Origin of the sequence: Ensifer sp. WSM1721 (genome assembly GCF_000513895.2) — a bacterium.
Classification (GTDB): Bacteria; Pseudomonadota; Alphaproteobacteria; order Rhizobiales; family Rhizobiaceae; genus Sinorhizobium.
The window spans coordinates 3,640,432-3,665,635 of the sequence record NZ_CP165782.1 but is presented as its reverse complement, the minus strand read 5'-3'; the positions used below and the strand labels follow the sequence as shown (position 1 = coordinate 3,665,635).

The 25,204-nt window shown below is 63.2% G+C and carries 28 protein-coding genes; 15 read left to right on the top strand and 13 right to left on the bottom strand.

Translation table 11 applies throughout. The features are described 5' to 3' along the window. Window positions 1-51: 51 nt before the first annotated feature. On the bottom strand, window positions 52-576 hold the full coding sequence (locus M728_RS17665; RefSeq protein ID WP_026619540.1) for a helix-turn-helix transcriptional regulator: 525 nt from the start codon (window positions 574-576) through the stop codon (window positions 52-54). A gap of 90 nt (window positions 577-666) precedes the next feature. On the opposite strand from M728_RS17665, the gene M728_RS17660 reads away from it, so the two are divergent. The 4 genes from M728_RS17660 to M728_RS17645 all read left to right on the top strand — a co-directional run bounded on the left by M728_RS17660 (window position 667) and on the right by M728_RS17645 (window position 3,664). Further along, complete coding sequence (locus M728_RS17660) at window positions 667-1,473, top strand: AraC family transcriptional regulator (protein ID WP_026619539.1); 807 nt, start codon at window positions 667-669, stop codon at window positions 1,471-1,473. 78 nt (window positions 1,474-1,551) lie between these two features. Continuing rightward, window positions 1,552-2,478: a DMT family transporter gene (locus tag M728_RS17655; protein WP_026619538.1), complete on the top strand. Its 927-nt coding sequence runs from the start codon at window positions 1,552-1,554 to the stop codon at window positions 2,476-2,478. Window positions 2,479-2,482: 4 nt separating this feature from the next. Beyond that, window positions 2,483-3,175, top strand: a complete 693-nt coding sequence (locus M728_RS17650) for a B3/4 domain-containing protein (protein WP_026619537.1) — start codon at window positions 2,483-2,485, stop codon at window positions 3,173-3,175. Window positions 3,176-3,289: 114 nt separating this feature from the next. Then, the gene (locus tag M728_RS17645; protein WP_026619536.1) at window positions 3,290-3,664 is read left to right on the top strand and encodes a hypothetical protein; all 375 of its coding nucleotides are present in this window, start codon (window positions 3,290-3,292) and stop codon (window positions 3,662-3,664) included. 180 nt (window positions 3,665-3,844) lie between these two features. On the opposite strand, the gene M728_RS17640 is transcribed toward M728_RS17645, so the two are convergent. After that, window positions 3,845-5,428, bottom strand: coding sequence for a peptide chain release factor 3 (locus M728_RS17640; protein ID WP_026619535.1), 1,584 nt, complete (start codon window positions 5,426-5,428; stop codon window positions 3,845-3,847). Window positions 5,429-5,526: 98 nt separating this feature from the next. On the opposite strand from M728_RS17640, the gene dut reads away from it, so the two are divergent. Beyond that, window positions 5,527-5,997: a dUTP diphosphatase gene (dut, locus tag M728_RS17635; RefSeq protein WP_156943359.1), complete on the top strand. Its 471-nt coding sequence runs from the start codon at window positions 5,527-5,529 to the stop codon at window positions 5,995-5,997. Window positions 5,998-6,056: 59 nt separating this feature from the next. On the opposite strand, the gene M728_RS17630 is transcribed toward dut, so the two are convergent. Beyond that, window positions 6,057-6,491 carry an Lrp/AsnC family transcriptional regulator gene (locus M728_RS17630; RefSeq protein ID WP_026619533.1) on the bottom strand — a complete coding sequence of 145 codons (435 nt, stop codon included), beginning with the start codon at window positions 6,489-6,491 and terminating at the stop codon, window positions 6,057-6,059. Window positions 6,492-6,625: 134 nt separating this feature from the next. Here M728_RS17630 and M728_RS17625 point away from each other — a divergent pair, with 134 nt between their 5' ends. From M728_RS17625 to cysK, 3 genes are all read left to right on the top strand, one after another. Continuing rightward, window positions 6,626-7,540 carry a DMT family transporter gene (locus M728_RS17625; protein WP_026619532.1) on the top strand — a complete coding sequence of 305 codons (915 nt, stop codon included), beginning with the start codon at window positions 6,626-6,628 and terminating at the stop codon, window positions 7,538-7,540. After that, on the top strand, window positions 7,537-7,842 hold the full coding sequence (locus M728_RS17620; protein ID WP_026613520.1) for an NIPSNAP family protein: 306 nt from the start codon (window positions 7,537-7,539) through the stop codon (window positions 7,840-7,842). Before M728_RS17625 ends, M728_RS17620 begins: the two co-directional genes overlap by 4 nt. A 192-nt stretch (window positions 7,843-8,034) precedes the next feature. Beyond that, window positions 8,035-9,003, top strand: a complete 969-nt coding sequence (gene cysK, locus M728_RS17615) for a cysteine synthase A (RefSeq protein ID WP_026619530.1) — start codon at window positions 8,035-8,037, stop codon at window positions 9,001-9,003. Window positions 9,004-9,306: 303 nt separating this feature from the next. Here the strand turns inward: cysK and M728_RS17610 are convergent, their stop codons facing one another. From M728_RS17610 to rsmI, 10 genes are all read right to left on the bottom strand, one after another. Beyond that, window positions 9,307-9,843: a hypothetical protein gene (locus M728_RS17610; protein ID WP_026622047.1), complete on the bottom strand. Its 537-nt coding sequence runs from the start codon at window positions 9,841-9,843 to the stop codon at window positions 9,307-9,309. A gap of 46 nt (window positions 9,844-9,889) precedes the next feature. Then, entirely contained in the window at window positions 9,890-11,422 is a 1,533-nt protein-coding gene (locus M728_RS17605; protein WP_026622048.1) for a YifB family Mg chelatase-like AAA ATPase, read from the bottom strand. A gap of 219 nt (window positions 11,423-11,641) precedes the next feature. Beyond that, a complete protein-coding gene (gene gshB, locus M728_RS17600) occupies window positions 11,642-12,589 on the bottom strand; it encodes a glutathione synthase (RefSeq protein WP_026622049.1) in 948 nt (315 codons plus the stop codon). Window positions 12,590-12,766: 177 nt separating this feature from the next. Beyond that, window positions 12,767-13,759 carry an endonuclease/exonuclease/phosphatase family protein gene (locus tag M728_RS17595; RefSeq protein ID WP_026622050.1) on the bottom strand — a complete coding sequence of 331 codons (993 nt, stop codon included), beginning with the start codon at window positions 13,757-13,759 and terminating at the stop codon, window positions 12,767-12,769. Then, entirely contained in the window at window positions 13,756-14,868 is a 1,113-nt protein-coding gene (locus M728_RS17590) for a sn-glycerol-3-phosphate import ATP-binding protein UgpC (RefSeq protein WP_026622051.1), read from the bottom strand. Before M728_RS17590 ends, M728_RS17595 begins: the two co-directional genes overlap by 4 nt. 132 nt (window positions 14,869-15,000) lie before the next feature. Beyond that, the gene (gene ugpE, locus M728_RS17585) at window positions 15,001-15,843 is read right to left on the bottom strand and encodes a sn-glycerol-3-phosphate ABC transporter permease UgpE (RefSeq protein WP_026622052.1); all 843 of its coding nucleotides are present in this window, start codon (window positions 15,841-15,843) and stop codon (window positions 15,001-15,003) included. 11 nt (window positions 15,844-15,854) lie between these two features. After that, complete coding sequence (locus M728_RS17580) at window positions 15,855-16,895, bottom strand: ABC transporter permease subunit (RefSeq protein WP_156943507.1); 1,041 nt, start codon at window positions 16,893-16,895, stop codon at window positions 15,855-15,857. A 3-nt stretch (window positions 16,896-16,898) separates the two neighbouring features. Next, window positions 16,899-18,197 (bottom strand): extracellular solute-binding protein, encoded by a 1,299-nt coding sequence (locus M728_RS17575; RefSeq protein WP_026622054.1) that lies wholly within the window; start codon window positions 18,195-18,197, stop codon window positions 16,899-16,901. Window positions 18,198-18,359: 162 nt separating this feature from the next. After that, a complete protein-coding gene (locus M728_RS17570; protein WP_026622055.1) occupies window positions 18,360-18,731 on the bottom strand; it encodes a YraN family protein in 372 nt (123 codons plus the stop codon). Beyond that, window positions 18,721-19,650 (bottom strand): 16S rRNA (cytidine(1402)-2'-O)-methyltransferase, encoded by a 930-nt coding sequence (rsmI, locus tag M728_RS17565; RefSeq protein ID WP_026622056.1) that lies wholly within the window; start codon window positions 19,648-19,650, stop codon window positions 18,721-18,723. Before rsmI ends, M728_RS17570 begins: the two co-directional genes overlap by 11 nt. Before the next feature lie 253 nt (window positions 19,651-19,903). Here rsmI and dnaN point away from each other — a divergent pair, with 253 nt between their 5' ends. The 7 genes from dnaN to M728_RS17530 all read left to right on the top strand — a co-directional run bounded on the left by dnaN (window position 19,904) and on the right by M728_RS17530 (window position 25,154). Next, entirely contained in the window at window positions 19,904-21,022 is a 1,119-nt protein-coding gene (dnaN, locus tag M728_RS17560; RefSeq protein WP_026622057.1) for a DNA polymerase III subunit beta, read from the top strand. Between the two features lie 205 nt (window positions 21,023-21,227). After that, on the top strand, window positions 21,228-21,830 hold the full coding sequence (pmtA, locus tag M728_RS17555; RefSeq protein ID WP_026622058.1) for a phospholipid N-methyltransferase PmtA: 603 nt from the start codon (window positions 21,228-21,230) through the stop codon (window positions 21,828-21,830). Between the two features lie 100 nt (window positions 21,831-21,930). Continuing rightward, on the top strand, window positions 21,931-22,512 hold the full coding sequence (locus M728_RS17550) for a histidine phosphatase family protein (protein WP_026622059.1): 582 nt from the start codon (window positions 21,931-21,933) through the stop codon (window positions 22,510-22,512). 7 nt (window positions 22,513-22,519) lie between these two features. Then, window positions 22,520-23,224, top strand: a complete 705-nt coding sequence (gene pyrF / locus M728_RS17545; protein ID WP_026622060.1) for an orotidine-5'-phosphate decarboxylase — start codon at window positions 22,520-22,522, stop codon at window positions 23,222-23,224. Between the two features lie 123 nt (window positions 23,225-23,347). Continuing rightward, on the top strand, window positions 23,348-23,635 hold the full coding sequence (locus tag M728_RS17540; protein ID WP_026622061.1) for a DUF1330 domain-containing protein: 288 nt from the start codon (window positions 23,348-23,350) through the stop codon (window positions 23,633-23,635). Window positions 23,636-23,767: 132 nt separating this feature from the next. Further along, window positions 23,768-24,748: a complex I NDUFA9 subunit family protein gene (locus tag M728_RS17535; RefSeq protein WP_026622062.1), complete on the top strand. Its 981-nt coding sequence runs from the start codon at window positions 23,768-23,770 to the stop codon at window positions 24,746-24,748. Window positions 24,749-24,992: 244 nt separating this feature from the next. Further along, window positions 24,993-25,154 carry a hypothetical protein gene (locus tag M728_RS17530; RefSeq protein ID WP_026613538.1) on the top strand — a complete coding sequence of 54 codons (162 nt, stop codon included), beginning with the start codon at window positions 24,993-24,995 and terminating at the stop codon, window positions 25,152-25,154. Window positions 25,155-25,204 lie beyond the last annotated feature (50 nt).

The window sequence follows — 25,204 nt, the reverse complement described above, 5'->3', positions numbered from 1 at the left end:
AGGCTAACCGGAGCCAAGCGGGAGGAACAACGCATAAAATATGCGCCACGATCACGTCAGTGTCGTTACCAGGCGGCCCGTCGTACCGTCGGCAAGCGGAATGCGCTCCCAAAGCACGCGGCCGGCGACGATCGGCACGTCGGCACGGCCGTTGGGGCCGGTCTCGACGACGAGCGACGCCACGCGTCCATCGTGCCAGCCGAGTTCGTCAAGGTCGCCTTCCGCCTTCTGGATTTCCTCCGACGCGTAGCGGAACATCGGCGCTCCCAGTAGGTCCCGCCGCCATTCCGACCGCCGGGACGACGAGGCCGCCAGCAGCCGGTGTGAGTGGTCGCAGATCAGATGAACCCGCGCCGTCGAGGTTTCGACCAGCCGTTTGAGCGCCGCATCGGCCGTCGACGGCATCTTTGCGAAGACGTGCTCCAGCGCCCGTTGCTGGCTTTCGGAAGGTGTCAGGACGCCCGCCTCCCAGCGCGACACGGTCGCCTGCGTTACCTGCAGGAGCTCCGCCACATGGCTCTGCTTCATGCAGGCGAAGAGCCGCAAGCGCTTCAGCCTTCGCCCCGTGTAAAGCATCGCAACCTCCTTCGCGTCTTCGCTTTGCCGCAAGACTACGAAAACGCTATACCAGCATCGGGCTCAACGAAAAACACCGACGAGCAGAACATGCCAAAGGGCGAATTCAGGGTGATGCCGCGCCGCATTGCCGGCGTCGACGTGGTGGAAGCCGCGACGCGCCACGCATTCGCGCGCCATACGCACGAGCAGTTCGGGATCGGCCTGATTCATGAAGGGGCGCAGAGGTCGCTCAGTGGCCGCGGCACGGTCGAAGCCGAGGCAGGCGACGTGATCACCGTTAATCCGGGAGAGGTCCATGACGGCGCGCCCATCGGCAGTGCCGGCCGCTCCTGGCGGATGCTTTACCTCGATCCCGCCCTAGTCGCTGCGGCGGTAGACGACATCAGCGAAGGCCGCAGGCGCAGTTGCGAATTCAGCGACCCGGTGATCAGGAGCGCCCGGCTTGCAGCCCGCTTCCGCGCGATTTTCGCGGTGACCGCAGACGGCTCCGATACGATGCTGCATTGGGAGGAACTGGCCGTCACCCTGCTCGCGGAGGCGATGCGGCTCGCCCCACGGCAAGGCACTCCGGTCAAGGTGCCGACATCGCTCGCTTCAGCCGTGAACCTCATCGACGACGACCCGCTGGCGCCGCTCACGCTTTCGGATCTCGCGGGCGAGTGCGGGCTGAGCCGTTACCAGGTCGTGCGCGGCTTTGCCAAAACGACGGGGCTCACGCCGCATGCCTATCTCATCCAGCGACGGATCGACATCGTCCGGCGGCTGATCGCCGATGGCACGCCGCTCGCGGAAGCGGCGATTGCCGGCGGCTTTACCGACCAGAGCCATATGACGCGCGTTTTCGTGCGCAAATTCGGATTCTCCCCCGGCGCCTATGCCCAAGCGATGAACTGACTTCTCGCAATTCCGTACAAGACCGCTCGCTGCCGATCGGTTCATCTGCCGCCATTGTCAATTGGAATGGGCGGCAGGATGTCAAAGCAATTTCAAGGGTATATTTATCTGTCGCTCGCCATGGTGCTCGTCGGCAGCACCGTGATCGCGAGCAAGGTCATAGCCTCGGGCCTGCCGCCATTTTCGGCAACGGCGCTGCGCTTCGCGATCGCCTTGCCGCTTTTCCTTGGGCTGATGCGCGCAACCGCAACCCCTTGGCCGCGGCCGCCGAAGGGCGATTGGCTCATCCTCTTCCTCCAGGCGGGTGCCGGCAGCGTCGGCTATACGACCCTGCTCATTTCCGGCCTGAAGCTCGCGCCCGCGGCCGATGCCGGCGTCATCATCGGCACCCTTCCCGTGGTCTCGGCGGCCATTGCCGTCGTCATCCTCGGCGAAAGGCCGCATCGCTCCGTGCTCATGGCCGCTCTCCTCGCCGCTGCGGGCGTTCTCGTGATCGTCTTCCGGCCGGGGGCCGGCGAGCAGCATTCGCTCGCCGGCAGTGCGCTGATCTTCGGCGCCGTCGTATGCGAAGGTCTGTTCATTCTCCTCGGCAAGCGCCTCGACTCAGAGATTCCGCCGCTGACCCTGTCGGCGCTGATGGCGGGCTTCGGCGGCGCGATCGCCATCCCGTTTGCACTTGCGGAGCTTCCTCTGGCGGGGCCAGCAGACGCGCCTGCCTTTGCCGCCGTCGCATATTACGCGCTCGTGCCGACGGTCGGCGGCTTCCTGCTCTGGTATGCCGGGCTGGAAAAGGTAAGCGGCACCGAGGCCGCAGTCTTCACCGCGCTTGCCCCGGTCTCCGCCCTTCTCCTCGCCGCTGCCGCTCTTGGCGAGCCGATTGCCGCTAACCAGATGATCGGCATGGGCTCCGTGCTCCTGGCCGTCTTGAGTCTCAGCCTCCGGACCACCAATCTCACACGTATCGGACACGCGGCGCGGCCCAGGACCGGCCAGCAGGAAAGGTGATCTCATGTCTTTTAAGCACTCAGACGATATCTGGAACGACTTCCCCGAACTGGCCGCGGGCGCGCTTCACGTCATGGGTATCCGCAAGGAGGTCGCGGTCGACGCACAGGTCGCGCATTTCGAAGCGGTGGCGAGGGCACGGCTTTCGGAGCGCACTGAGGGCGAATTCCCGGAGATACAGGCCTGGCGCCGCGCCTTCGCACGGATGGGACTGAAGCCGACGCAATATCGCTCGGCCTCCGAAGCGCTTCTTAGGCGTTACAGGAAGGAGGGAGCGCTACCGAAAATCCATCCGATGATCGATCTCTGCAACGCGGCGTCGCTGGCGTTTGCCATCCCGATCGCTGTCTTCGATCTTGCGAAGGTCACCGGCGATCTCGAGGTCCGGCCTGCCGTCGGTGATGAGATCTACACGACGTTCTCCGGCGACATGGAACGCCCTGAGCCGCAAGAAATCATTTTCGCCGATACGAGCGGACGCGCGCATGCGCGGCGCTGGACCAACCGCCAGAGCGGGTATTCGGCCGTCCGCGAGGAGACGGCGGCCGTGCTCATGGTCGCCGAGGCACTGCATGCCGGCGCCGAGGCCCATATTAGGCTGCTCGTCGATGCGCTTCGGGAGGCCGTCGGCACGATCTGGTCCGTTGATCCCGAAGTCGCAATGTTGGAACGTGCGGCGCCGCGCTTCGATTTTTGAGGCGCAGCCGCCGCGGGCGATGGACCCGCCTGGTGCGTCAGCCGAAAGGCTTTGACGGGCGAGAATCCGCTCGAATATCATCCGCCCTGCAACCGCAATTCGAGATGGAGTCGCATGTCCGGTCGCCGCATCCCGTCGTTTCTACTGACCGCGAAACGCGCCTTGTTCGATCGCGGCGGCCTTGAGGAGATATTTCGACACACGCGCAACCTCGTCGTCGCGACGTTGATCGTGGCGGCGGGCATGCACGCCGTCGAGAACCCCGATGTCATTACCGCAAAGGGCATCATAAACACGCCGATTGCCGGCTACATCGTGTTCTCGATCGGCATCGCGCTGTTTTTCTTGAACTTTGCGGACGGGCTTTACCGGCTGTCGAAGGTCAGGCGCCACCTGGCGCTTCAGCTTCTCGTGGTCGCCATCTATCTCATCGCTGCCGTACGCGTCGCGCAACTGGTGCTGGCGCTGCGAATGACGGATCCTGGATGAACGCGATGCGGAGCCGCGAAAGGTCCGCCGCCCGTGCCGGCGTAATCGCCCTCGTCCGCCTGCCGTCGCCTTCTCCTGTTCTGAGGAAGGGCTGACGCCGCACTCGCCAGTCCCCTCGCGCCGCCTGCGGGGCGCAGGGTGAGGGGCAAACCCCATGTTCACAGGCCTCGGCAGAGGTCGTCACGCCGCCTTGGCGACGTGATACTCCTTGATCGCGACCATTTTGATCGCCGGATAGCGTTCCGCCTCGTAACGCAGCGAAAAACCGTCTTGCGCCATGAACACCGGATCGCCGTCGAGGTCACGGGCGATGTCGCCGCGGTGGGCCGCGATGAACTTGTCGAGCTCGGCCGGATTGTCGGCGGAGATCCAGCGGCAGACGGAGAAGCGCGGCATTTCGAAGGAGACGGGCAAACCGTATTCGGCCTGCAGGCGCTCCTTCAACACATCGAGCTGCAGCGCGCCGACGACGCCGACGATTGCCGGCGCCCCGTCGTCCGGCGAGAAAAGCTGAACGACACCCTCTTCTGCCATCTGCTGCAGCGCCTCTTTCAGCTTCTTTGCCTTCATCGCGTCCCCGAGCCGGACGCGGCGGAGGATTTCCGGCGCGAAGTTCGGTACACCTTGGAAGACGAGCGGCTCGCCCTCGGTGAGCGTATCGCCGATCCTGAGCGTGCCGTGGTTCGGGATGCCGACGACGTCGCCCGCAAAGGCCGTATCGGCGAGCTGGCGCTGTGAGGCGAAGAAGAATTGCGGCGCCGTCAGTCCCATCTGCTTGCCGGTGCGCGAGAGCCGCGCCTTCATGCCGCGTTCGAGCTTGCCCGAGCAGACGCGCACGAAAGCGATGCGGTCACGATGGTTCGGGTCCATGTTCGCCTGGATCTTGAAGACGAAGGCCGTCATCTTGTCATCGGTCGCCTCGACGGTGCGGATATCGGCGACCTGGGAGCGCGGCGGCGGTGCGAAATCGCTCAACGCGTTGATCAGGTCGCGGACGCCGAAGTTGCGGAGCGCCGAGCCGAAGAAGACCGGCGTCAGGTGGCCTTCGAGGAAGGCCTTGCGGTCGAAAGGCTTGCAGGCCTCGATCGCCAGCGTCGTCTCCTCGGTGAAGGCATCGCGCTCGTTTTCCGGCAGCCGATGCGAGGCCATTTCCGGGTCGTTGACTTTGGTCAGCCGCTCCTGCGTATCGGCGCCGCGCACCTCGTTCGTCGCGAGATGATAAGTGCCGCAGAAGGTCTTGGAACGGCCGATCGGCCACGTGACGGGGGCGCAGTCGAGCGCCAGCTTGTGCTCCACCTCGTCGAGGATCTCGAAGGGATCGCGGCTCTCGCGGTCCATCTTGTTGACGAAGGTGATGATCGGGATGTCGCGCAACCGGCAGACCTCGAAAAGCTTCAAGGTCCGCGGCTCGATACCCTTGGCCGCGTCGATCACCATGACGGCCGCATCGACCGCCGTCAGCGTGCGATAGGTGTCGTCGGCGAAGTCCTCGTGGCCGGGCGTGTCGAGCAGGTTGAAAACCGTGTCGTCATATTCGAAGGTCATTACCGAGGTGACGACCGAGATGCCGCGCTCACGCTCGATTTTCATCCAGTCGGACCGGGTCTGAATCCGGTCTTTCTTGGCCTTGACCTCGCCGGCGAGCTGGATCGCGCCGCCGAAGAGCAGGAGCTTTTCGGTGAGCGTCGTTTTACCGGCGTCCGGGTGCGAAATGATCGCAAATGTGCGGCGGCGGGAAACCGCCTCGGCAATGCTTTCGGCCATGATGTGAGTATCCTGTGAGTTGCCGCGTCCTTTACAGGCTCGGGGCCGAATATGCAATTGACTGCGGCAGGCCCCGCCATGCTTATGACGGAATGATCATGAACGCCCCCGAAAACCACCCCGCCCTCACGCTCGTCCGCCTGCCGCATGCAGAGGGCCTCGATCTGCCGGCCTACGAGACCGCGGGAGCCGCCGGCATGGACTTGCGCGCGGCCGTTCCCGCCGATCAGCCGATAACGATTGCGCCCGGACGCCGGGCGCTGGTGCCGACGGGCTTCATCTTCGAGATCCCCGCCGGCTACGAGGGCCAGGTGCGGCCGCGCTCCGGGCTTGCCTTCAAACACGGCATCACCTGCCTCAATACGCCGGGCACCGTCGACAGCGATTATCGCGGCGAGGTGAAGGTGCTCATCGTCAATCTCGGCGAGGAGGATTTCATCGTCGAGCGCGGCACGCGCATCGCTCAGATGGTGATCGCTCCGGTGACCCAGGTCGCGATCCGCGAGGCCGACGGCGCGACGACGACCGCGCGCGGCGCGGGCGGTTTCGGCTCAACCGGCGCTAACTGATGCATGTCGCCCAAAAGTGTGGAGCGGTTTTGGGACAACGACATGCATAAAGCAAGAAGCTAAAGCGGCGGCAGACGCCGCTTGACCGGGGAAGATTTGACGATCGAGGTGTTGGTCTGTGCCTTTTCCGCGATGCGATCGAGGATCGTGTCGAGCTCACCCATGTCGCGCACCAGCATCTTGGCAATGAAGCAGTCGTCGCCCGTGACCTTGTCGCACTCGACGATCTCGGGCGTCTCTTGGATGAGTCTTTCAACGATGTGCAGCATGCCCGGCATGGGCCGGACGCGGACGATCGCCTGCAGCGGATAGCCTAGCCGCGCCGGATTGACCGAGATCGTGAAGCCGTCGAGCACCCCACGCTCCTCGAGCTTGCGCAACCGCTCCGCCGCGCTCGGCGAGGAAAGGCCCGCCTCTTGCGCCAGCTCTTTCAGCGACACTCGCGCATTGGCGGCCAGAATTTCGAGAATGCGGCGGTCGACCTCGTCCAGCATGAAAACCTCGTTAGCCAAAACAGCTACCTTGCCTTCGACGTTTAGGCATTGTTACGCGTTTCCCTTCTTATATCCATATCGTTCCGCCCACAGGCTCATTATTCTTGCGACACAACAGGAAGGAAGCCAAGGCCATGGATACCGATATGCGACGCGGAAGCGCGGAGATGACGGCGGCAATGCTGATTTCGGGAACGATCGGCTGGTTCGTGCTGATGTCCGGCCAGCCGGTCACGGGCGTCGTCTTCTGGCGCTGCATCTTCGGAGCCCTCACGCTCGCAGTGTTCGCGGTTCTGTTCGGACTGATCGACCTGCGCCATCTGAAGATGAGGGTTGTCGCCCTCTCCGCGCTCGGAGGTGTCGCGATCGTCGTCAACTGGCTCCTGCTCTTCGCCGCCTATCCCCGCGCCTCGATCTCGATCGCAACGATGGTCTACAACACGCAGCCCTTCATGCTGCTCGGGCTCGGCGCGCTCTTTCTCGGCGAGAAGATCACGATCAGCAAGCTCTGCTGGCTCTCGGTGTCCTTTACCGGAATGATCGCGATCGTCTCCGCCAAGCCCGCGGGCGCCTTTGAGCCCAGCGACTATCTCGCCGGAATCGCACTCTCGCTCGGTGCTGCTTTCTTCTACGCCATTGCCGCGATCGTCACCAAGCTCCTCAAGGGCACGCCGCCGCATCTGATCGCGCTGGTCCAGGTGATCACCGGAGCAGCGATGCTCGCCCCCTTCGCGCTCGCCGCGCCGCTGCCGCAGGGCGCGCTCCAGTGGACGCTGCTGCTGACCATCGGCGTCGTCCACACGGGCATCATGTATATCCTGCTCTATGGTGCGATCCAGAGACTGCCGACCCACGTGACCGGCGCCCTCTCCTTCATCTATCCGATCGCCGCGATCCTCGTCGATCGCATCGCTTTCGGCCACGCGCTGCAGCCGGTGCAGATCGCAGGCTCGGCCGCGATCCTGCTCGCCGCCGCCGGCACCAATCTCGGCTGGACCCTCCGGTCGATGCCGCTTATCAAGCAAGAAAGCGAACGGAGGGCCTCATGATCACCTGCTATCTGAAATACGTCATCGACCCTTACAAGCTTGCAGAGTTCGAGCATTACGCGAAGCTCTGGATTCCGCTCGTCAATCGACTCGGCGGCACCCATCACGGCTATTTCATGCCGCATGAAGGGGCGAACAACATCGCCCTCGCGCTCTTCAGCTTTCCCTCGCTTGCCGCCTACGAAGCCTATCGGGAGAAGATGGCTGCGGATCCCGAATGTCGCGCGGCCTTCGCCTATGCCGAGGAGACGCGCTGCATCATGAGCTACGAGCGCAGCTTCATGCGACCGGTGTTCGAATAAACTTTTTGCTCGCGAGCCTCCGCCGCCATGCTGACGGCGAGGTCCCTTCGAGGCGCCGCAAAAAGATTCCCCAACCGGCGGTTTCACAAGCGTTTTTTCCTTCCCTCGCGAGCTTCGGGGGCTTTCCCGCTCTGGAAGAGGAAACGCATTGCTCCTATTCTCCCGGCAACATCGAAATGAAGGGAGCAACATATGCCTGAAGCGCGAAAGCCCGGCCGCGGCCGCGTCTTTTCCTCGATCACCGAAACGATCGGCGACACTCCCATCGTGCGGCTCGACAAGCTTGCCAAGGAAAAGGGCCTGAGGGCGAATCTGCTCGCCAAACTCGAATTCTTCAACCCGATCGGCTCGGTCAAGGACCGCATCGGCGTCGCCATGGTCGAGGCGCTTGAAGCGCAGGGCAAGATCGCCCCCGGCCGCACGACGCTCGTCGAACCCACGTCCGGCAATACCGGTATCGCGCTCGCTTTCGTCGCAGCGGCCAAAGGATACCGGCTGATCCTGACCATGCCCGAGACCATGTCGGTCGAGCGACGCAAGATGCTGGTGCTGCTTGGCGCGGAACTGGTGCTGACGGAGGGCGCCAAGGGCATGAAGGGCGCGATCGCCAAGGCGCAGGAACTCGTTGAAACCCTGCCCGACGCGATCATTCCGCAGCAGTTCGAAAATCCGGCCAATCCAGAAATCCACCGCAAGACGACGGCCGAGGAAATCTGGAACGACACCGAGGGCAGCGTCGACATCCTGGTTTCCGGCATCGGCACGGGCGGCACCATCACCGGCGCCGGCCAGGTGCTGAAGGAGCGCAAACCGTCGGTCAAGGTGATTGCCGTCGAGCCCGAAGAGTCACCGGTTCTCTCCGGCGGCATGCCCGGCCCGCACAAGATCCAGGGGATCGGCGCCGGCTTCGCACCGCCGATCCTCGACACCGGCATCTATGACGAGGTGATCACCGTGAATGCGGCCGAAGCGGTCGAGGCCGCGCGCCTCGTCGCCAGACTCGAAGGCGTGCCGGTCGGCATCTCCGCCGGCGCCGCGCTCCAGGCAGCGATCGAGGTCGGCCGGCGCGAGGAGAACGTCGGCAAGAATATCGTCGTGATCATTCCCTCGTTTGCGGAGCGCTATTTGTCGACGGTGCTTTTCGAGGGGCTGGGGGCGTAAAGGGGCCGTTCCTGCCCACCGATCGCTGCCCTGACCAAAGCTGCCTTCGCAACGTGGATATCCGCCCCGACGATTTCGCCTTACTGCATGTTTCCTTAAATCGTACCCGATTCAAGGACAAAAACATGCAGCAATTCAAAGTGCTACAGCGTCCTTTGTGCGTCTGAAAAGACGCACGGCGCTGTAGAGGCGAAACTCGGCAGCGTTGAAGGATTTGGCCCCGCGGCACTCTGAAACATCACCTCTGCCGCCCGCGTCCGACGCGTGAGGAGCGCGGCGCCGGCAACGCGCTTTGACGTTTCGCTATTTCGCAATTCCCGGGCAAAGGTGTTGAAAAACTTCCAGCCTTTCGGCGTAGGAGGCGACCGGATAGTTGGGGAGAAAATCCTCGCTCCCTTCGCGGCGGATAAGATAGTCCGACTCCGACAGATGGCCCTTCTGGATCATCTCCGGAGACTGCTTGGCGGAGCCGTGAAAGGAGTAATTGGAGCCATGCATGTCCGTCCAAGTGCGCGCTACGCAATTGCCCGTGACGCGATCTCCGAGCTTTGTCGTTGCAATCACATCCCGAATGCAGCGCATCGAAGAATCGCGGAGATATTCGACACAGAAGACTTTTGCGTCTTCCGGCGTGTGCTTTAGCCGGATCACGGCGTTTGCCGTTCCGATTCCTTCTCTCGAAAGGATCGTCATCGTCATGCCGATTCGCGTTCCGTAGGAGAGCTTGTTTGGGTCCTCGGACACTGCAGAAGCGTCTGCGGGTGCAAGGAGCATGCCCGTCAAAAGGGCGACCAGCACGACAAAGCCCTTTGCTTGAAAGGTGTACTTGAAAGAGAACATACTGAAGCCCTTAGCTTGATCGCGTATAACGTGAGCGGACCAACCTCTACGCCGCCACCGGCAGGCGTTCGCCGGCGACGCGGTAGGAGATCGCTTCGGCGAGATGGATGCGCCCGACGGTCGGCGCCTCGTCGAGATCGGCGAGGGTGCGGGCCACCTTCAGCACGCGGTGGTAGCCGCGCGCCGAGAACTTCATCTTTTCCGCCGCGTCCCTCAAGAGCTGCAGACCCGCCGCGTCGGGTTCGGCGATCTTCTCGATCATCGTCGTCGATGAGCGGGCATTGCTTGTCAGCTCCGGATGGCCGAGTGAGGCGAAGCGATCCCGCTGCAGTTCGCGGGCGCGGGCGACGCGCCTGGCGACGACGGCGCTCGACTCGGCCGTCCCCGGGCGAATGAGGTCGGCTGCGCTGACGGCGGGCACGTCGATGCGGATATCGATGCGGTCCATCAGGGGACCGGAAATCCGCGCCTGGTAGTCGGCCATGCAGCGCGGGCCGCGAGCGCAAGTACGTCCCGGCTCGCCGGCCATCCCGCATCGGCACGGGTTCATCGCCGCTACAAGTTGAATAGCCGCCGGATAGCTGACGCGGTGATTGGCGCGGGCGATGATGCACTGCGCGGATTCGAGCGGCTGGCGCAGCGCATCGAGCACCTGCGGCGCAAATTCCGGAAACTCGTCGAGGAACAGCACGCCGTGATGGGCGAGCGAGGCTTCGCCCGGTCTCGCCCTGAGCCCGCCGCCGATCAGCGCCGCCATGGTGGCGGAATGATGCGGCGCGCGGAACGGCCGGCGGTCGGAGAGTTTGCCGCCCGGCAACTGCCCGGCGATCGAATGGATCATCGAGACTTCAAGCAGTTCGGCGGGAGAAAGCGGCGGCAGGATGGAAGGGAGACGCGCCGCGAGCATAGACTTGCCGGAGCCGGGCGGACCCACCATCAAGAGGTTATGGTTGCCCGCCGCCGCGACCTCCAGCGCTCGCTTGGCGCTTTCCTGACCCTTGATGTCGGCGAGGTCTGGAAGGTCGGCGGCGGCCGTCCGGATCGCCGGTTCGGGGCGGGAGAGTACCTGCGTACCGCGAAAATGATTGGCGATCGCGATCAGGCTGCGCGGCGCGAGGATATCGATCTCGGAGCCCGCCCAGGCCGCTTCCGAGCCACTTTCCGCCGGGCAGATCAGCCCCTTGCCGAGGGCATTGGCGCCGATCGCCGCCGGCAGCGCCCCGGCAACGGGCGCGATCGTACCGTCGAGATTGAGCTCGCCGATGACGACATAGCCGGAGAGCGCATCCGCGGGAATCGCGCCGAGCGCCGCCATCAAGCCAAGCGCTATGGCGAGATCGAAATGGCTGCCTTCCTTCGGCAGGTCGGCCGGCGCCAGATTGACTGTCACACGCTTAGCCGGAAGCGCCAGGCCCGACGCATGGAGTGCCGCCTGGACCCGCTCGCGGCTTTCGGCGACCGCCTTGTCCGGCAGGCCGACGATCTGCATGCCGACCTTGCCGGGCGCCACCATCACCTGAACATCGACCGGAACGCCCTCTATACCCTGAAACGCAACCGTGCTGACGCGCGCGACCATGATGCCCCCTGAAAATCGGAGCGAAAACGCGCTGAGGCACCGCTGCCCCTCGTTCATTCCGCCCCAGCACGGCGGCACCTACGCATGCCGCCACAACCGCCGCCGGTTGCGAGGACAAATCTTGCACGGAATGCGCTTGAAAACAAGAACAATGATAGAACAAACAAGCGGAAGTACAAGCGAAGGGCCAAGCGCCCGCTATGCTGCCGGCTGCCGCAATCAGGCGCGCTTCTTCTCGATTGCGTCCCACAGCAGGCTCGCGACGTCGGCGCCGCCGAATTTCTTCACTTCGCGGATGCCGGTCGGCGACGTGACGTTGATCTCGGTCATATAGTCGCCGATCACGTCGATACCGACGAAGAGGAAGCCGCGGGCTTTGAGCGCCGGGCCGATGCGAGCGCAGATTTCCTTCTCGCGGCCGGTGAGTTCGGTCGCCTCGGCCCGCCCGCCCACATGCATGTTGGAACGGGCATCATGCTCGGCCGGAACGCGGTTGATGGCGCCGACCGGCTCGCCATCGACGAGCAGGATGCGCTTGTCGCCCTTGCGGACCGCAGGCAGGTATTCCTGGGCGATAAAAGGCTCGCGGAACATCTGGCCGAACATTTCGAGCAGCGAGGAAAGATTGCGGTCGTCGCGCGTCGAGTGGAACACGCCTGCGCCGCCATTGCCGTAAAGCGGCTTCAGGATGATGTCGCCCATCTCCTGGCGGAAGCGGGCGATCTCATTGGCATCGCGGGTGATCAGCGTCTTCGGCATCAGGTCCGGGAATTCAGTGACGAAGATCTTCTCCGGCGAGTTCCTGACCCAGGCCGGATCATTGACGACGAGTGTCTTCGGATGGAGACGCTCCAAAAGATGCGTCGAGGTGATATAGGCCATGTCAAAGGGCGGGTCCTGGCGAAGCAGGATGACGTCCATGGTCGAAAGATCGACCCGCTCCGGCTCGTCGAGCGTGAAGTGATCGCCCTTGATATCGCGCAGCGTCATGTGCTGCACCGTCGCATAGACTTTGCCATCACGCAGCGACAGCTTGTCGGGCGTATAGTGGAACAGGCGATAGCCGCGGGCCTGCGCCTCCAGACTCATCGCGAATGTCGAGTCGCCCGCGATGGTGATGCCCGAAACATGGTCCATCTGGACCCCGACGTTGACGATTCCTGCCATCTTTCCGTTCCCGATTGGACCTCGACCGAATAATTCCTCGGACCGGCCTCGGTTCGAGCTGGAATTATACAGCAATTCAAAGTGCTACAGCGGGCGCCCAGCCCCCGAGCGGGCGGCACCGCAGAAAAGCCCGCAACATGTAGAATGCGCGGCGTGGTTAAGCAAGGAGGGCGGAGGCTATTCGAAACCGTCGACGACGCAGGTGATGAGATCGTGGTCGGAAAGCGGCCGGCCCGAGGCGTCGAGCGAAGGAACGATGCGGCTCTCGCCGACCTCGAGACCTCGCGCGAGAAACCAGTCGAGCTTCATCGCCCGCTTCGGCCAGCGCGTGATCAGGCTCGGGCGCGTCGTCATCTGGTCGATCGGCCCGCCGTGCCGGGCGAAACCGCGAGCGGCACTCATCGGGAAGAGCCCTTCGGCCTCGAAGTCGCCGCCTATATGGTTGCCGGTGTTGAGATCGCCGCCGATGAGGACGGGGAGTCCGGGGAAGGCAGCATCCACCGCATCGATCAGTTCCTTCACCTGGCGTTCGCGATAGGCGGCAGTCGTGGCGCTCTCGAGATGCGTGGATACGGCGACGAACGGGCCGGCCTCGGTTTCGACCAGGCCACCGATCGCGAGGCGCTCTCCGACGCGCGGCTGGTCGCCGCCATCCATGAACCACAGGCGCTCGCCCCAGAGCCGCACGAGGAAGCGCCGGCTGAGCGGAACGGACGCCATCAGCGCGTTGCCGTGGAAGCCCTTCTCGTTGACGTCATCCTTGCAGAATTCGCGCTCGGTATCGGACCCCAATCCGAGTTCGATGAACTCGACGCCATAGACATATTGCATGCCGAGCGCGGCCGCGACCTCTGCGGTCGTATGGCGTTGACCGGTGCGGGCCATGCCATTGTCCATCTCCGAAAGCAGCACCAGCGACGCGCCGGTGGCGCGGAGATGTCCGGCGCTCTCCTCGGGGAAGAGGCAGCGTTCGAGGTTCCATGCCGCGACCGTGAAGGGAAAGGCGAGCGGTGCGTCGGCGGAAGCAGAACCGCCGATCTCGACCGCATTCATCGCCTCGAGCCGCGCCATGGTCTCATCATGGGCGGCTATGCTGCGCTCGATCCGGGAAAAGCCTTCGCGGGTCTCCTGCGAGGGCACGGGAAGCGTCGTTACGGTCTCTTCGATCATAGTGCCGGCTCCGGATTGACGGTTTGCCTGGGGGCAGACGCGAGGCCCGCCGTCTCCTGCCGGTGGAGGCGCTTGCCGTCAGCGGCGAAGAAATGCAGGCGGTCGGCTGGAATGGTGATTGCGAGTTCGTCGGCGAGTGGCATCTCCGGAGCGAGCGCCACGGTGAGCGCCTGATCTTCGACCGCACCGTGCACCAGGCGCTGCGCCCCGAGTTCCTCCATATAGTCGACGCGAAAGAGCAGTGCCTGCTCACCGGCCGCGGCAGGGCGCAGGTCTTCGGCCCTGAGACCGACCGTCACGGGACCTGCCGCCGGGGCTGGGTAGTCGAGCTCGATTGCATGCGTGCCGATGTGCAGCCTGCTACCTTCCAGCGTGCCTTCGACCAGGTTCATCGCCGGCGAGCCGATGAAGCTCGCGACGAAGGTCGAGGCCGGCGCGTGATAGACGTCGAGCGGTCGGCCGATCTGCTCGATGCGCCCGCCGTTCAGCACCACTAACCGGTCGGCGAGCGTCATGGCCTCGAGCTGATCGTGGGTGACATAGAGCGACGTCGTGCCGAGACGCTTCTGCAGGCGCTTGATCTCGCCACGCATCGAAACCCGGAGTTTCGCGTCGAGATTCGAGAGCGGCTCATCGAAGAGGAAGGCGGCGGGCTTGCGCACGATCGCCCGGCCCATGGCGACGCGCTGGCGCTGGCCGCCCGAGAGCGCCCGGGGCTTGCGGTCGAGATAGGGTTCGATCTCCAGCATTCGCGCGGCTTCCGCGACGCGCGCGTCGATCTCGGCCCTCGGCGTCTTCCGGTTCCTGAGGCCGTAAGCGAGATTGTCGTAGACAGTCATATGCGGGTAGAGCGCGTAGTTCTGGAAGACCATGGCTATGTCGCGCTCGGCGGGATCGACCTGGTTTACGATCCGCGTGCCGATCTTCACCGTGCCCTTCGAAATCGTCTCCAGCCCCGCGACCATGCGCAACAGCGTGGACTTGCCGCAGCCGGATGGGCCAACGAGCACGATGAACTCGCCATCGGCAATATCGATCGAGACGGATTTCACCGCTTCGACGCCACCCGTGTAGATTTTCGAGACCTCTGCGATATCGATCGCCGCCATTGGCTGCCTCCGTTTAAGGACTGCGGGGCGGGCGACCGGCAAACCCACGTCGCCCTTCTCTCGTTCCGCTCCAACTCTTTGTTCTTCGCATTTCCGGACGGCGAACCGCTGCACACTTCGCCTGGAAATGCTCTATTTATCGCTTTCGGTCAGGCCCTTGATGAACCAGCGCTGGAAGATGATCACGATCATCACTGGCGGCAGCATGGCGAGGATCGCCAGTGCAAAGGCCTCGTTGTAATCGGGAATATTGGAGCCGACCCAGACGAGCAGGATCTGCTTGATGCCGCGCACCAGCGTGAAGAAGCCCTCGTCCGTCGTCATCAGGGTCGGCCAGAGATACTGGTTCCAGCCGTAGACGAACATGATGATGAAGATCGCTGCCATCATGGTGCGCGAGAGCGGCACCAGGACATCGATGAAAAACTTGAACGGCCCCGCACCGTCGATCCGCGCCGCCTCGAGCAATTCGTCGGGCACCGACTTGAAGAACTGGCGGAAATAGAAGGTGCCGGTCGCAGACGCGAGCAGAGGCACGATCAACCCGGTATAGGTGTTCGTCAGCTTCAGCGTGTTCATCACCTCGTAGGAGGGCAGGATGCGCACTTCGAGCGGCAAGAGCAGGGTCGTGAAGATGACCCAGAAGGCCGCGGTCGCCAGCGGAAAGCGGAAATAGACGATCGCATAGGCCGCGAGCATCGAGAGCACGATCTTGCCAGCGGCAAAGCCGAGGCCGAGGATCATCGAATTCATCATCATGTTAAAGCCGGTGACCTTGCCGGTGAAACCGCCCTCGCGCGTCAGCACGGTCTCGTAGGTCTCGGCAAAACGACCGCCCCAGGTGAGGCTCAGACCGTTGCTGTGGATGTCGGCGGCTTCATGGGTCGAAGTCGTGAAGGCGACGACGACCGGCGCCACCATGATGAAAACGCCGATCAAGAGGATGATGTGGTCGAGGATTTTCGTGCGCTGCATGGCCCATCGCCTCAGTTATAGTGCACGCGCCGCTCGATGAAGCGGAACTGGAAGATGGTCAGTACCAGGACGATGACCATCAGGATCACCGATTGCGCCGAAGAGCCGCCGAGGTCATTGCCGCGGAAGCCGTCCATGTAAACCTTGTAGACAAGGGTGATCGGGTTGTTGGCCGCCTTGTCCTTCACCATCACATCGATCACCCCGAAGGTGTCGAAGAGCGCGTAGGTGACGTTGATGATCAGCAGGAAGAAGGCGGTTGGCGCGAGCAGCGGCAGCACGACCGTCCAGAAGCGGCGCAGTCCCGAACGGCAGTCGAGCGCCGCCGCCTCCCGCACCGAAGCGGGGATGCCCTGCAGCCCGGACAGGAAGAAGATGAAATTATAGGGAATCTGCTTCCAGACCGAGACGACGATCATCGCGAAGGCCGTGTCGAAATAGTCGAGCCCAACTTTGATATCCCAGCCGAACCAGGCCGCGAGCTTCACGATCGGGCCGATATGCTGGTCGAAAAACATCATGCCCATCAGGCCGGCGACCGGCGGCGCGATGGCGTAGACCCAGATCAGCAGCGTCTTGTAGGCGGCATTGCCGCGGATAACGCCGTCCGCCTTGACGGCGAGCAGGAGACCAATCGACAGCGCGAAGAAGGTCACCAGGAAGGTGAAGATGGCCGTAAAGCGCGCGATGCCGAGATATTCGGTGGATTTCACCACGTCGGCATAATTGCTCAATCCCACGAAAGTGGAGCCGAAGCCAAAAGGGTCCTCGAGATAGAAGGATGACTGGATCGCCTGAGCCGACGGCCAATAGAAGAAAACGAAGATGATGGCGAGCTGCGGCGCGAGGAAGAGATAAGGCAGAAAGGGCGAGGAAAACTGTACGCGCTTGGCGGTCGTCTGCTGCCCATGGTCGCCAGGCGCACCCCTCCTCCAGTCCGCGGGCCACTTTCTTCCCGCGCCGGCGGGGAGAAGAGACGGTCCGCCGTCCGCGGCATTTACCTCCCCCCTTGCGTGGGGAGAGGCCCGAAGTGAGGGGTTCGCCTGACTCATTGATCAGCCGGTCGTCTTAGCGAAGCGGGCGAGCAGCTCGTTGCCTTCGCGCTCGATGGTCTCGAAGGCGTCCTTGACGGTCGTTTCACCGGAGAAGATACGGCCGTATTCACGCTCCATGATCTCGCGGATCTGCGGATAGAAGCCGAGACGGTAGCCCTTCGACCATTCGCCGGCGGGCAGCAGGAGCTGCTTGATGCCGACTTCGGCGACAGGCTTCTCCTTGTAGTAGCCGTCCTTCTGGGCGAGCTCGTAGGCAGCCTTGGTGATCGCCACGTAGCCGGTCGCCTTGTGGTAGAAGTACTGGATCTCCGGCGAGGTCAGGAATTGGAAGAAGTCGGCGACGCACTTGTTCTCCTCGTCCGATTTGCCGGACATGGCAAAGAGCGCGGCGCCGCCGATGAAGGAATTGGTGCCGGCGCCCTTGATCGAGCCCCAATAGGGCAGGAACGTCGCGGAGAACGGCACCTTCGCAGTCTTCTGCAGACCGCCGAAGGAACCGGAGGAGCCGACCCAGAAGGCGGCTTTGCCCTCTTCGAAGACCTTCTGGTTGTCGTTCCAGCCGGCGCCGTAGAAGGCGAAGTAGCCTTCGTCCTTCCAGGTCTTCAGCTTCTCGAACATCATCTGAAGGTTCGGGTCGGTGACCTTGAGCTTGGTGTCGACGACGCTGTCGTAACCGTTGTCGTTGGTGGCGAACTGGATGTTGTTGCGCGAGAAGAAGTTCTCGGTGAACTGCCAGGTGAGCTGCGATTGCACGAGCGGGATGTAGCCGGCTTCCTTCAGCTTCGGAGCGATCGCCTCGAACTCTTCCCAGGTCTTCGGCGCCTCGACGCCGGCCTTCTTCAGAGCCTCGTCGTTGATGTACATGATTGGAGCCGAGGAGTTGAACGGCATGCCGACGAACTTGCCTTCGCTGTCGGCATAGAAATAGCGCACGCCATCGATGAAGGCGCCGCGGTCGAAACTGTAACCGGCTTTGGTGATCAGGTCTTCCGCCGGGATGACGGCGCCTTTGGCGTTGATGATGGTTGCGGCACCGGCGTCGAAGACCTGCAGGATGTTCGGCTGTTCGCCCGAACGGAAGGCGGCGATGCCGGAGGCGAGCGCCTCTTCATAGGTCCCCTTGCTGACTGGGGTCAGCGCGCAGGCGCTCTGGGACGCGTTGAATTTCTGGGCGACCTCGTTGATCACCTCGCCGTTGCGGCCGGCCATGCCGTGCCACCAGGTGATGTTGGTCGCGGCAAGCGAAGTCGTCGTGGAAAATGCAAAAGCAACGGCTGCAAGCGAAATCTTCTTGAGCATGTCTGGGTCCCTCTCCACCGTGGTTGCGGTGGGAGTGGACTAGTGACGTTCAATGACAGGCCCGTTACGCTTTTATGTCCGGATGATTACAAAATTGCCGAAAACGCTCCGTCGCGGGATGCGGCGGAAAATCGCGCACACTTTCCATGATCCCGCTCAGGGTCAAAAAGCGTCCGGCAGATGCCGCGGCCAACGCCAAGGCATGACGGCAACGATGTCGTAGCGCACCGATAGGCGGTGAAAATCCGCCTGGCGCGAAAGCCAGACATCGCTTGCAGCTCTGATCCGCCGCTGTGCCGTGTCGGAAACGGCGAAGACTGCGTCGTCGAAGCTGCCGCGGGCCTTGACCTCGACGACGGCAACGAGATCGCCGCGCCGGGCGATGATGTCGATCTCACCTAGCTTGGTGCGATAGCGGATGGCGACGATGCGGTAGCCCTTGAGCACCAGGCAGAGCGCGGCGCGATACTCGGCGAAAAGCCCGCGTTTCAGCGCCTTCAGCTTGCCGGCGTCCGGTCGTCGCTCAGTCTTCATTGCTGTCCTTGAGCTGGAGCAGCCGATCATAGAGCTCCTTGCGAGCGAGACCCGTGCGGCGAGCGGCTTCCGTCGCAGCCTTGCCCATCGGCATGTCACGGGCGAGCGCCTTCAGGAGTGTGTCGACATCCGCCTGCTCCGGCGCGGGCCTTGCCTGCGGCGGGCCGATCACCAGCACGATCTCGCCCCTGACGCTGGCGCCTTCGTCATAGAAGGCCTTGAGCTCCTCGAGCGTACCGCGGCGGAATTCCTCGAAGGCCTTGGTCAGTTCGCGACAGACGACAGCCTTCCTGTCCTCGCCGAGAACCTCGGCGGCGGCGGCGACGGTCGCGGCGATGCGGTGTGGCGATTCAAAGAAGAGAAGCGTCGCCGGCACGCCAGCGAGTTCCTCCAGCCGGTCGCGCTTCGCCTTGTCCTTGGTGGGCAGGAAGCCGGCAAAGAGGAAGGCGTCACTTGGAAGCCCCGACCCGACAAGGGCCGCGAGCGGCGCCGACGGTCCCGGAACGGGCACGACCCGGTGACCGGCGTCGATTGCGAGCTGCGCCAGGCGATAGCCCGGATCGGAGACGAGCGGTGTGCCGGCATCGGAAACGAGCGCCACGGATTTCCCTTCGGCGAGCGCCGCGATCAGCCGCGGCCCGGCCTCGGCGGCATTGTGCTCGTGATAGGCGAAGGGTCGGTTGACGATGCCGTAGCGGTCGAGCAGCACGCGCGTCACGCGCGTGTCCTCGCAGGCGAGCACGTCGGCGCCGGCGATCGTCTCCAGGGCCCGTAGAGTAATGTCGGCGAGATTTCCGATTGGCGTAGCGACAAGATAGAGGGCGGGCTCCAGCGGGCGCGCGGGAACAGTTGCATTATGAAGGCGGTAGCTGCGCTGCCCGTCCTTCTCCGCCGCTGCGGCCGATTGTTGCTTTTCCAATGCCCAAGTTCCCGATCATGCCCGACTTGCCGGTTCGCGCTCTTTATGAGTGAGCGACGGGGCCAGGGCAAGGGTGGGCGTGAACAACCACCCCCGCGATTTGGGGAAACGCCTGCGAAAGCCCTTGCTTTCGCCGCGATTTATCTGCCATTTTGCCCGTCCACATCTCTCCGGCCACCGGCCGGATCACACGCAGTTGATGCTGCGGCGGGCGCCTCGTCCGCCCGGCGATGGTTGAAAGCGGTAGCATCCCATGCGCATTACTCTCGAGCGGTCCAACCTTCTGAAATCGCTGAACCATGTCCACCGTGTGGTCGAACGGCGCAACACGATTCCGATCCTTTCGAACGTGCTGCTCCGCTCGGACGGCGCCAGCCTCGAAATGAAGGCGACGGACCTCGATCTCGAAATCACCGAAGCGACGCCGGCGCAGGTGGAACAGGCGGGCGCAACGACCGTTCCGGCGCACCTGCTCTATGACATCGTCCGCAAGCTTCCGGACGGCTCGGAAGTGCTGCTTGCCAGCAATGCGGAAGGCACGGCGATGACGGTCGCCTCCGGCCGCTCCAAGTTCTCGCTGCAGTGCCTGCCGCAATCCGATTTTCCGGACCTGACCGCCGGATCCTTCTCGCATTCGTTCCGTCTGAAGGCGACCGATCTCAAGATGCTGATCGACCGCACGCAGTTCGCGATCTCGACGGAGGAGACCCGCTATTACTTGAACGGCATCTTCATGCACACGGTCGAGAGCAAAGGGGACCTGAAGCTGCGCGCCGTCGCGACCGACGGTCATCGCCTCGCCCGCGCCGATGTCGTGGCCCCCTCCGGTTCCGAGGGCATGCCGGGCATCATCATTCCGCGCAAGACCGTCAGCGAGTTGCAGAAGCTACTCGACAATCCCGACGTCATGGTCACGGTTGAGGTCTCGGACGCGAAGATCCGTCTGACGATCGGCTCCATTGTCATGACCTCGAAGCTGATCGACGGCACCTTCCCGGATTATCAGCGGGTGATCCCCGCCAACAACGACAAGGAACTGCGCGTCGATTGCCAGTCCTTCGCGCAAGCGGTCGATCGCGTCTCGACGATTTCCTCCGAACGCGGGCGTGCCGTGAAGCTCGCCCTTGCCGAGGGACAGATGACACTTACCGTCAACAATCCGGATTCCGGCAGCGCAACGGAAGAGCTGCCGGTCGGCTACGAAAGCGATCCGCTCGAAATCGGCTTCAACGCCAAATATCTCCTCGACATCACCGCGCAGCTCACCGGCACCGACGCGGTCTTCCTGCTGGCGGATCCCGGTTCGCCGACGCTCGTGCGCGATCTTGCCGCCGAGGACGCGCTCTACGTGCTGATGCCGATGCGCGTTTGACACAGCACCCCATCGAAAAAGGCCCGCCACAAGGCGGGCTTTTTCATGGACTCGACTGTCGCGCTTTGTCGATTAGTTGTCGCTTTTAGACGCAGCTAGACTTGTTTTTGCCGCAGATGGGAGCACATTATAACGAAAGCGCTCACGTAGCCTGCCGAATCGGGATAAGGAGCGCACATCTGCAAAGTAACGGTGAGGGGGTTCGATGCGTTTGCACTTGAAGGTGAAGGAAAAATTCGGCCGGAAATTCGACGAAGAAATCCGCTTCTTCAAGGGCTGGATGCATAACACCCGCGCAGTCGGCGCGATCCTGCCGACGTCCTCGATCACGGCGCGCCGCATGGCCAGCATCATCAACCCGAATTCCGGACTGCCGGTGCTCGAGCTTGGGCCGGGAACCGGCGTCATCACCAAGGCGATCCTGGAGCGCGGCATCGCACCCGAAAAGCTCGTATCGGTCGAGTATTCCACCGAGTTCTTCAACCACCTCAAGGCACGTTTCGACGGCGTGCAATTCATCAATGGCGACGCCTTCGATCTCTCGCGCACGCTTGGGCCGCTGAAGGATCAGCAATTCGATTGCGTCGTCTCCGCGGTGCCGCTCTTGAACTTCCCGATGCACCGCCGCGTCGAGCTGATCGATGACCTGCTTTCGCGCATCCCCTTCGGCCGGCCCGTGGTGCAGATCTCCTATGGCCCGCTGTCGCCGGTCGTCGCCATGCCGGATCGCTACCGCATCCAACATTTCGACTTTGTCGTTCGCAACATTCCGCCGGCTCAGCTCTGGATCTATCGCAAGACGCATTGAGGCACCCTACGGCGCCGTGCGTCCTTCACACGTACGAAGGTCGCCGTAGCGCTTTGAACGGCTGCGTGTTTTTTATCTCTAAATCGGCGGCGACTTAGTGGTGTTCGGTCTCTATCTCACCCATCCGCAAGTAACGATCGATCCGACGGTCCCCGTGCCGGAATGGGGCCTCTCCGATCTTGGCAGGGAGCGGACGTACGCCACGGCAAGACAGCCGTGGGTGCGGTTGCTCGGCCGCATCGTTTCCAGCACCGAGAAGAAGGCGATCGAAACGGCGGCGATCCTGGCGGAGGCCGCCGACATTCGAGTCGAGACGGACGGGGAGATGGGCGAAAACGACCGCTCCTCGACCGGCTTTCTGGCGCCGGAGGAATTCGAGAAGGCGGCCGACTGGTTCTTTGCGCATCCCGATGAAAGCTTCAGGGGATGGGAGCGTGCCGTCGATGCTCAGGCGCGCATCTGGAAAGCCGTGTCCTACATACTCGACCGCCATGACCCGGCTGTTCCCATCGCCTTTGTCGGCCACGGCGGCGTCGGGACCCTGCTCAAATGCCGGATGACGGGTGGGGCGATCGCCCGCAGTGCCGACCAATTGCCGGGCGGCGGCAATCTCTTCGCTTTCCATCTTGCCGATCGCACCGTCACATGCGACTGGACGCCGATGGAGTTTTGGCAAGGATAGCTTCGACATGACCACAAGCGCACGCGACCGGCTGATCGTCGGCCTTGACCTTCCGACGATCGGCGAAGCCGAGAAGATCGTCTCGACGCTCGGTGACGAGGTCGTCTTCTACAAGATCGGCTATCAGCTCGCCTTTGCCGGTGGCCTCGAATTCGCGCGTGATCTCGCCGCTGACGGCAAGAAGGTCTTCCTCGACATGAAGCTGCTCGATATCGACAACACGGTGGCCAAGGGCGTCGAGAACATCGTCAGGATGGGCATGTCGATGCTGACGCTGCATGCCTATCCCAAGGCGATGAAGGCGGCCGTCGAAGCGGCGAAGGGTTCCGATCTCTGCCTGCTCGGCGTCACTGTGCTGACGTCGATGGACGAGCAGGACGTGATCGACGCCGGTTACGAATACGATCCGCACACGCTGGTCTTGCGCCGTGCCGAACAGGCCCGTGCCGCCAGCATGGGCGGCATCGTCTGCTCGGCGGAAGAAGCGGCCGCGGTGCGCAAGATCATCGGTGCGGGCATGGCACTGGTGACACCCGGCATCCGGCCCGCCGGCGCCGACAAGGGCGACCAGAAGCGGGTGATGACGCCTGCCGAGGCGATCCGCGCCGGATCGAGCCACCTCGTCGTCGGGCGCCCGATCGTCAAAGCGCCCGATCCGCTCGCTGCAAGCCGCGCGATCCTCGCCGAAATGGACAGCGCCCTCCCCGCCTGATCTGGTTGCGAGGCGTCGCATGTTCCCGCATCGCGCGCGAGCGCGCACGCTTGACCTTGGCCGCAATTTGCCGGAAGTAACGATCCCGTCTGTATTTTTTCGCGAAAGACGAGGAGCTCATCAATGGCCAAGGGATACTGGATCGCTCGGGTCGATATAAGAGACCCCGAACGCTACAAGGACTACGTGGCGGCCGCGAAGCCGGCCTTCGAGAAATACGGCGCGACTTTCCTCGCCCGTGGCGGGCAATTTCATCGGCTCGAGGGCGCCGTCCGTACTCGCAACGTGGTGATCGAATTCCCCTCGCTGCAGGCGGCCATCGACTGTTACAATTCCTCGGAATACCAGATTGCCGCGGCGATCCGCCAGGAGGTCGCCGATGCCGAAATGGTCGTCGTGGAGGGCGTCTGACGGCTACGGTTCTGGCCTCCTGGGCGCGACGAAAGACGCCCCGCGGGTGTGCGCGGATTGGCCTTCACGTCGCCCGCCGCTTGGGCTATGTAGCAAGCAATTCTTCCCATTGACATCAGGAGCGCGTTTCCCATGACCTTGTCCAACCTTCCGCCGCTGGTGACGATTTTCGGCGGATCCGGTTTTGTCGGCCGTCATGTGGTACGCGCGCTTGCCAAACGTGGTTATCGCATTCGCGTCGCCGTGCGCCGGCCCGATCTCGCCGGCCATCTTCAACCGCTTGGCACTATGGGCCAGATTTCCTTCGTTCAGGCTAACCTGCGCTATCGCACGTCTGTCGATCGCGCCGTCGAGGGTGCCGACCACGTGATCAACTGCGTCGGCGTGCTCTTCGAGAGCGGCCGCAACACCTTTGACGCGGTACAGGACTTCGGTGCCCGGGCCGTCGCGGAAGCAGCCCGTGCAGCCGGTGCGACGCTGACGCATATTTCGGCGATCGGCGCCAACACGAGTTCCGAATCGAAATACGCCCGCACCAAGGGCCGGGCCGAGATCGCGATCCTCGAAACCGTCCCTGAGGCAGTCATCCTGCGCCCATCTATCATCTTCGGGCCCGAGGACGACTTCTTCAATAAGTTCGCCGGCATGGCACGCTTGTCGCCCGTCCTGCCGCTCGTCGGCGGCGGCCATACGAAGTTCCAGCCGGTCTACGTGGCCGATGTCGCCGAGGCCGTTGCCCGCTCCGTCGACGGCAAGCTCAAGGGCGGCACGATCTACGAACTCGGCGGGCCGCAGGTGCTCTCCTTCCGCGAGTGTCTCGAGATCACGCTGAAGACGATCGACCGCAAGCGCCGCTTCGTGTCGATCCCCTTCGGCATCGCGTCGCTCATGGGAAGCGTCGCCTCGCTCGTGCCCTTCATCACGCCGCCGCTCACGGCCGATCAGGTGGTGTTGCTGAAAACCGACAATGTCGTCTCCGCCGAGGCCGAGGCCGAGGGACGGACGCTTGCCGGCATAGGCATCAAGCCGACGATGCTCGATCCGATCCTGCCCACCTATCTGGTGCGCTATCGCCCGCAGGGACAGTACACGGGCACCGGGCGCTCCGCCTGAGCCATCGTAAACGCGACTTTTCCGCCGCCGGCCCTCGCCGGCGGCATTTTTCTATGACGTCCCCTGTGGCCTCGAAGCAACATTGTTGCAGTTCTGCCGCAGTTGAAAATCCGAATAGTGTTTACCGCAGATTCAGCATGCGCTGATATTGATCATGACATATCCGGCGAATAAACACCGCTCGCACCCCTCGCTCGGCGAGCGCAGCCGGTGCCAACATCATAGTCGAAAGGCACAACGTTCCATGGGCAAGTCGATCGCAATTTTTTTTGCGTCTGCGGCACTGATCATTTTGGCTGGCTCATTCATGGCACCGGGCACCGTCGCGAGCAGCAGCAAGGGCTGCGCGCCGGCCTATGGCGTGGACCCGTGCACGACGGCTTCGGTCGATCTTTCCGGCGAGTGAAGCCGGGCCGTGCCTCGAGGTTCCGGGCGCGGATAAGAGGCAGGAATTTC

Excerpts from the sequence above, each read along its gene's own strand:
- M728_RS17665 (WP_026619540.1), bottom strand. The coding sequence starts at position 576 with ATGCTTTACACGGGGCGAAGGCTGAAGCGCTTGCGGCTCTTCGCCTGC.
- M728_RS17660 (WP_026619539.1), top strand. The coding sequence starts at position 667 with ATGCCAAAGGGCGAATTCAGGGTGATGCCGCGCCGCATTGCCGGCGTC.
- M728_RS17655 (WP_026619538.1), top strand. The coding sequence starts at position 1,552 with ATGTCAAAGCAATTTCAAGGGTATATTTATCTGTCGCTCGCCATGGTG.
- M728_RS17650 (WP_026619537.1), top strand. The coding sequence starts at position 2,483 with ATGTCTTTTAAGCACTCAGACGATATCTGGAACGACTTCCCCGAACTG.
- M728_RS17645 (WP_026619536.1), top strand. The coding sequence starts at position 3,290 with ATGTCCGGTCGCCGCATCCCGTCGTTTCTACTGACCGCGAAACGCGCC.
- M728_RS17640 (WP_026619535.1), bottom strand. The coding sequence starts at position 5,428 with ATGGCCGAAAGCATTGCCGAGGCGGTTTCCCGCCGCCGCACATTTGCG.
- dut (WP_156943359.1), top strand. The coding sequence starts at position 5,527 with ATGAACGCCCCCGAAAACCACCCCGCCCTCACGCTCGTCCGCCTGCCG.
- M728_RS17630 (WP_026619533.1), bottom strand. The coding sequence starts at position 6,491 with ATGCTGGACGAGGTCGACCGCCGCATTCTCGAAATTCTGGCCGCCAAT.
- M728_RS17625 (WP_026619532.1), top strand. The coding sequence starts at position 6,626 with ATGGATACCGATATGCGACGCGGAAGCGCGGAGATGACGGCGGCAATG.
- M728_RS17620 (WP_026613520.1), top strand. The coding sequence starts at position 7,537 with ATGATCACCTGCTATCTGAAATACGTCATCGACCCTTACAAGCTTGCA.
- cysK (WP_026619530.1), top strand. The coding sequence starts at position 8,035 with ATGCCTGAAGCGCGAAAGCCCGGCCGCGGCCGCGTCTTTTCCTCGATC.
- M728_RS17610 (WP_026622047.1), bottom strand. The coding sequence starts at position 9,843 with ATGTTCTCTTTCAAGTACACCTTTCAAGCAAAGGGCTTTGTCGTGCTG.
- M728_RS17605 (WP_026622048.1), bottom strand. The coding sequence starts at position 11,422 with ATGGTCGCGCGCGTCAGCACGGTTGCGTTTCAGGGTATAGAGGGCGTT.
- gshB (WP_026622049.1), bottom strand. The coding sequence starts at position 12,589 with ATGGCAGGAATCGTCAACGTCGGGGTCCAGATGGACCATGTTTCGGGC.
- M728_RS17595 (WP_026622050.1), bottom strand. The coding sequence starts at position 13,759 with ATGATCGAAGAGACCGTAACGACGCTTCCCGTGCCCTCGCAGGAGACC.
- M728_RS17590 (WP_026622051.1), bottom strand. The coding sequence starts at position 14,868 with ATGGCGGCGATCGATATCGCAGAGGTCTCGAAAATCTACACGGGTGGC.
- ugpE (WP_026622052.1), bottom strand. The coding sequence starts at position 15,843 with ATGCAGCGCACGAAAATCCTCGACCACATCATCCTCTTGATCGGCGTT.
- M728_RS17580 (WP_156943507.1), bottom strand. The coding sequence starts at position 16,895 with ATGAGTCAGGCGAACCCCTCACTTCGGGCCTCTCCCCACGCAAGGGGG.
- M728_RS17575 (WP_026622054.1), bottom strand. The coding sequence starts at position 18,197 with ATGCTCAAGAAGATTTCGCTTGCAGCCGTTGCTTTTGCATTTTCCACG.
- M728_RS17570 (WP_026622055.1), bottom strand. The coding sequence starts at position 18,731 with ATGAAGACTGAGCGACGACCGGACGCCGGCAAGCTGAAGGCGCTGAAA.
- dnaN (WP_026622057.1), top strand. The coding sequence starts at position 19,904 with ATGCGCATTACTCTCGAGCGGTCCAACCTTCTGAAATCGCTGAACCAT.
- pmtA (WP_026622058.1), top strand. The coding sequence starts at position 21,228 with ATGCGTTTGCACTTGAAGGTGAAGGAAAAATTCGGCCGGAAATTCGAC.
- pyrF (WP_026622060.1), top strand. The coding sequence starts at position 22,520 with ATGACCACAAGCGCACGCGACCGGCTGATCGTCGGCCTTGACCTTCCG.
- M728_RS17540 (WP_026622061.1), top strand. The coding sequence starts at position 23,348 with ATGGCCAAGGGATACTGGATCGCTCGGGTCGATATAAGAGACCCCGAA.
- M728_RS17535 (WP_026622062.1), top strand. The coding sequence starts at position 23,768 with ATGACCTTGTCCAACCTTCCGCCGCTGGTGACGATTTTCGGCGGATCC.
- M728_RS17530 (WP_026613538.1), top strand. The coding sequence starts at position 24,993 with ATGGGCAAGTCGATCGCAATTTTTTTTGCGTCTGCGGCACTGATCATT.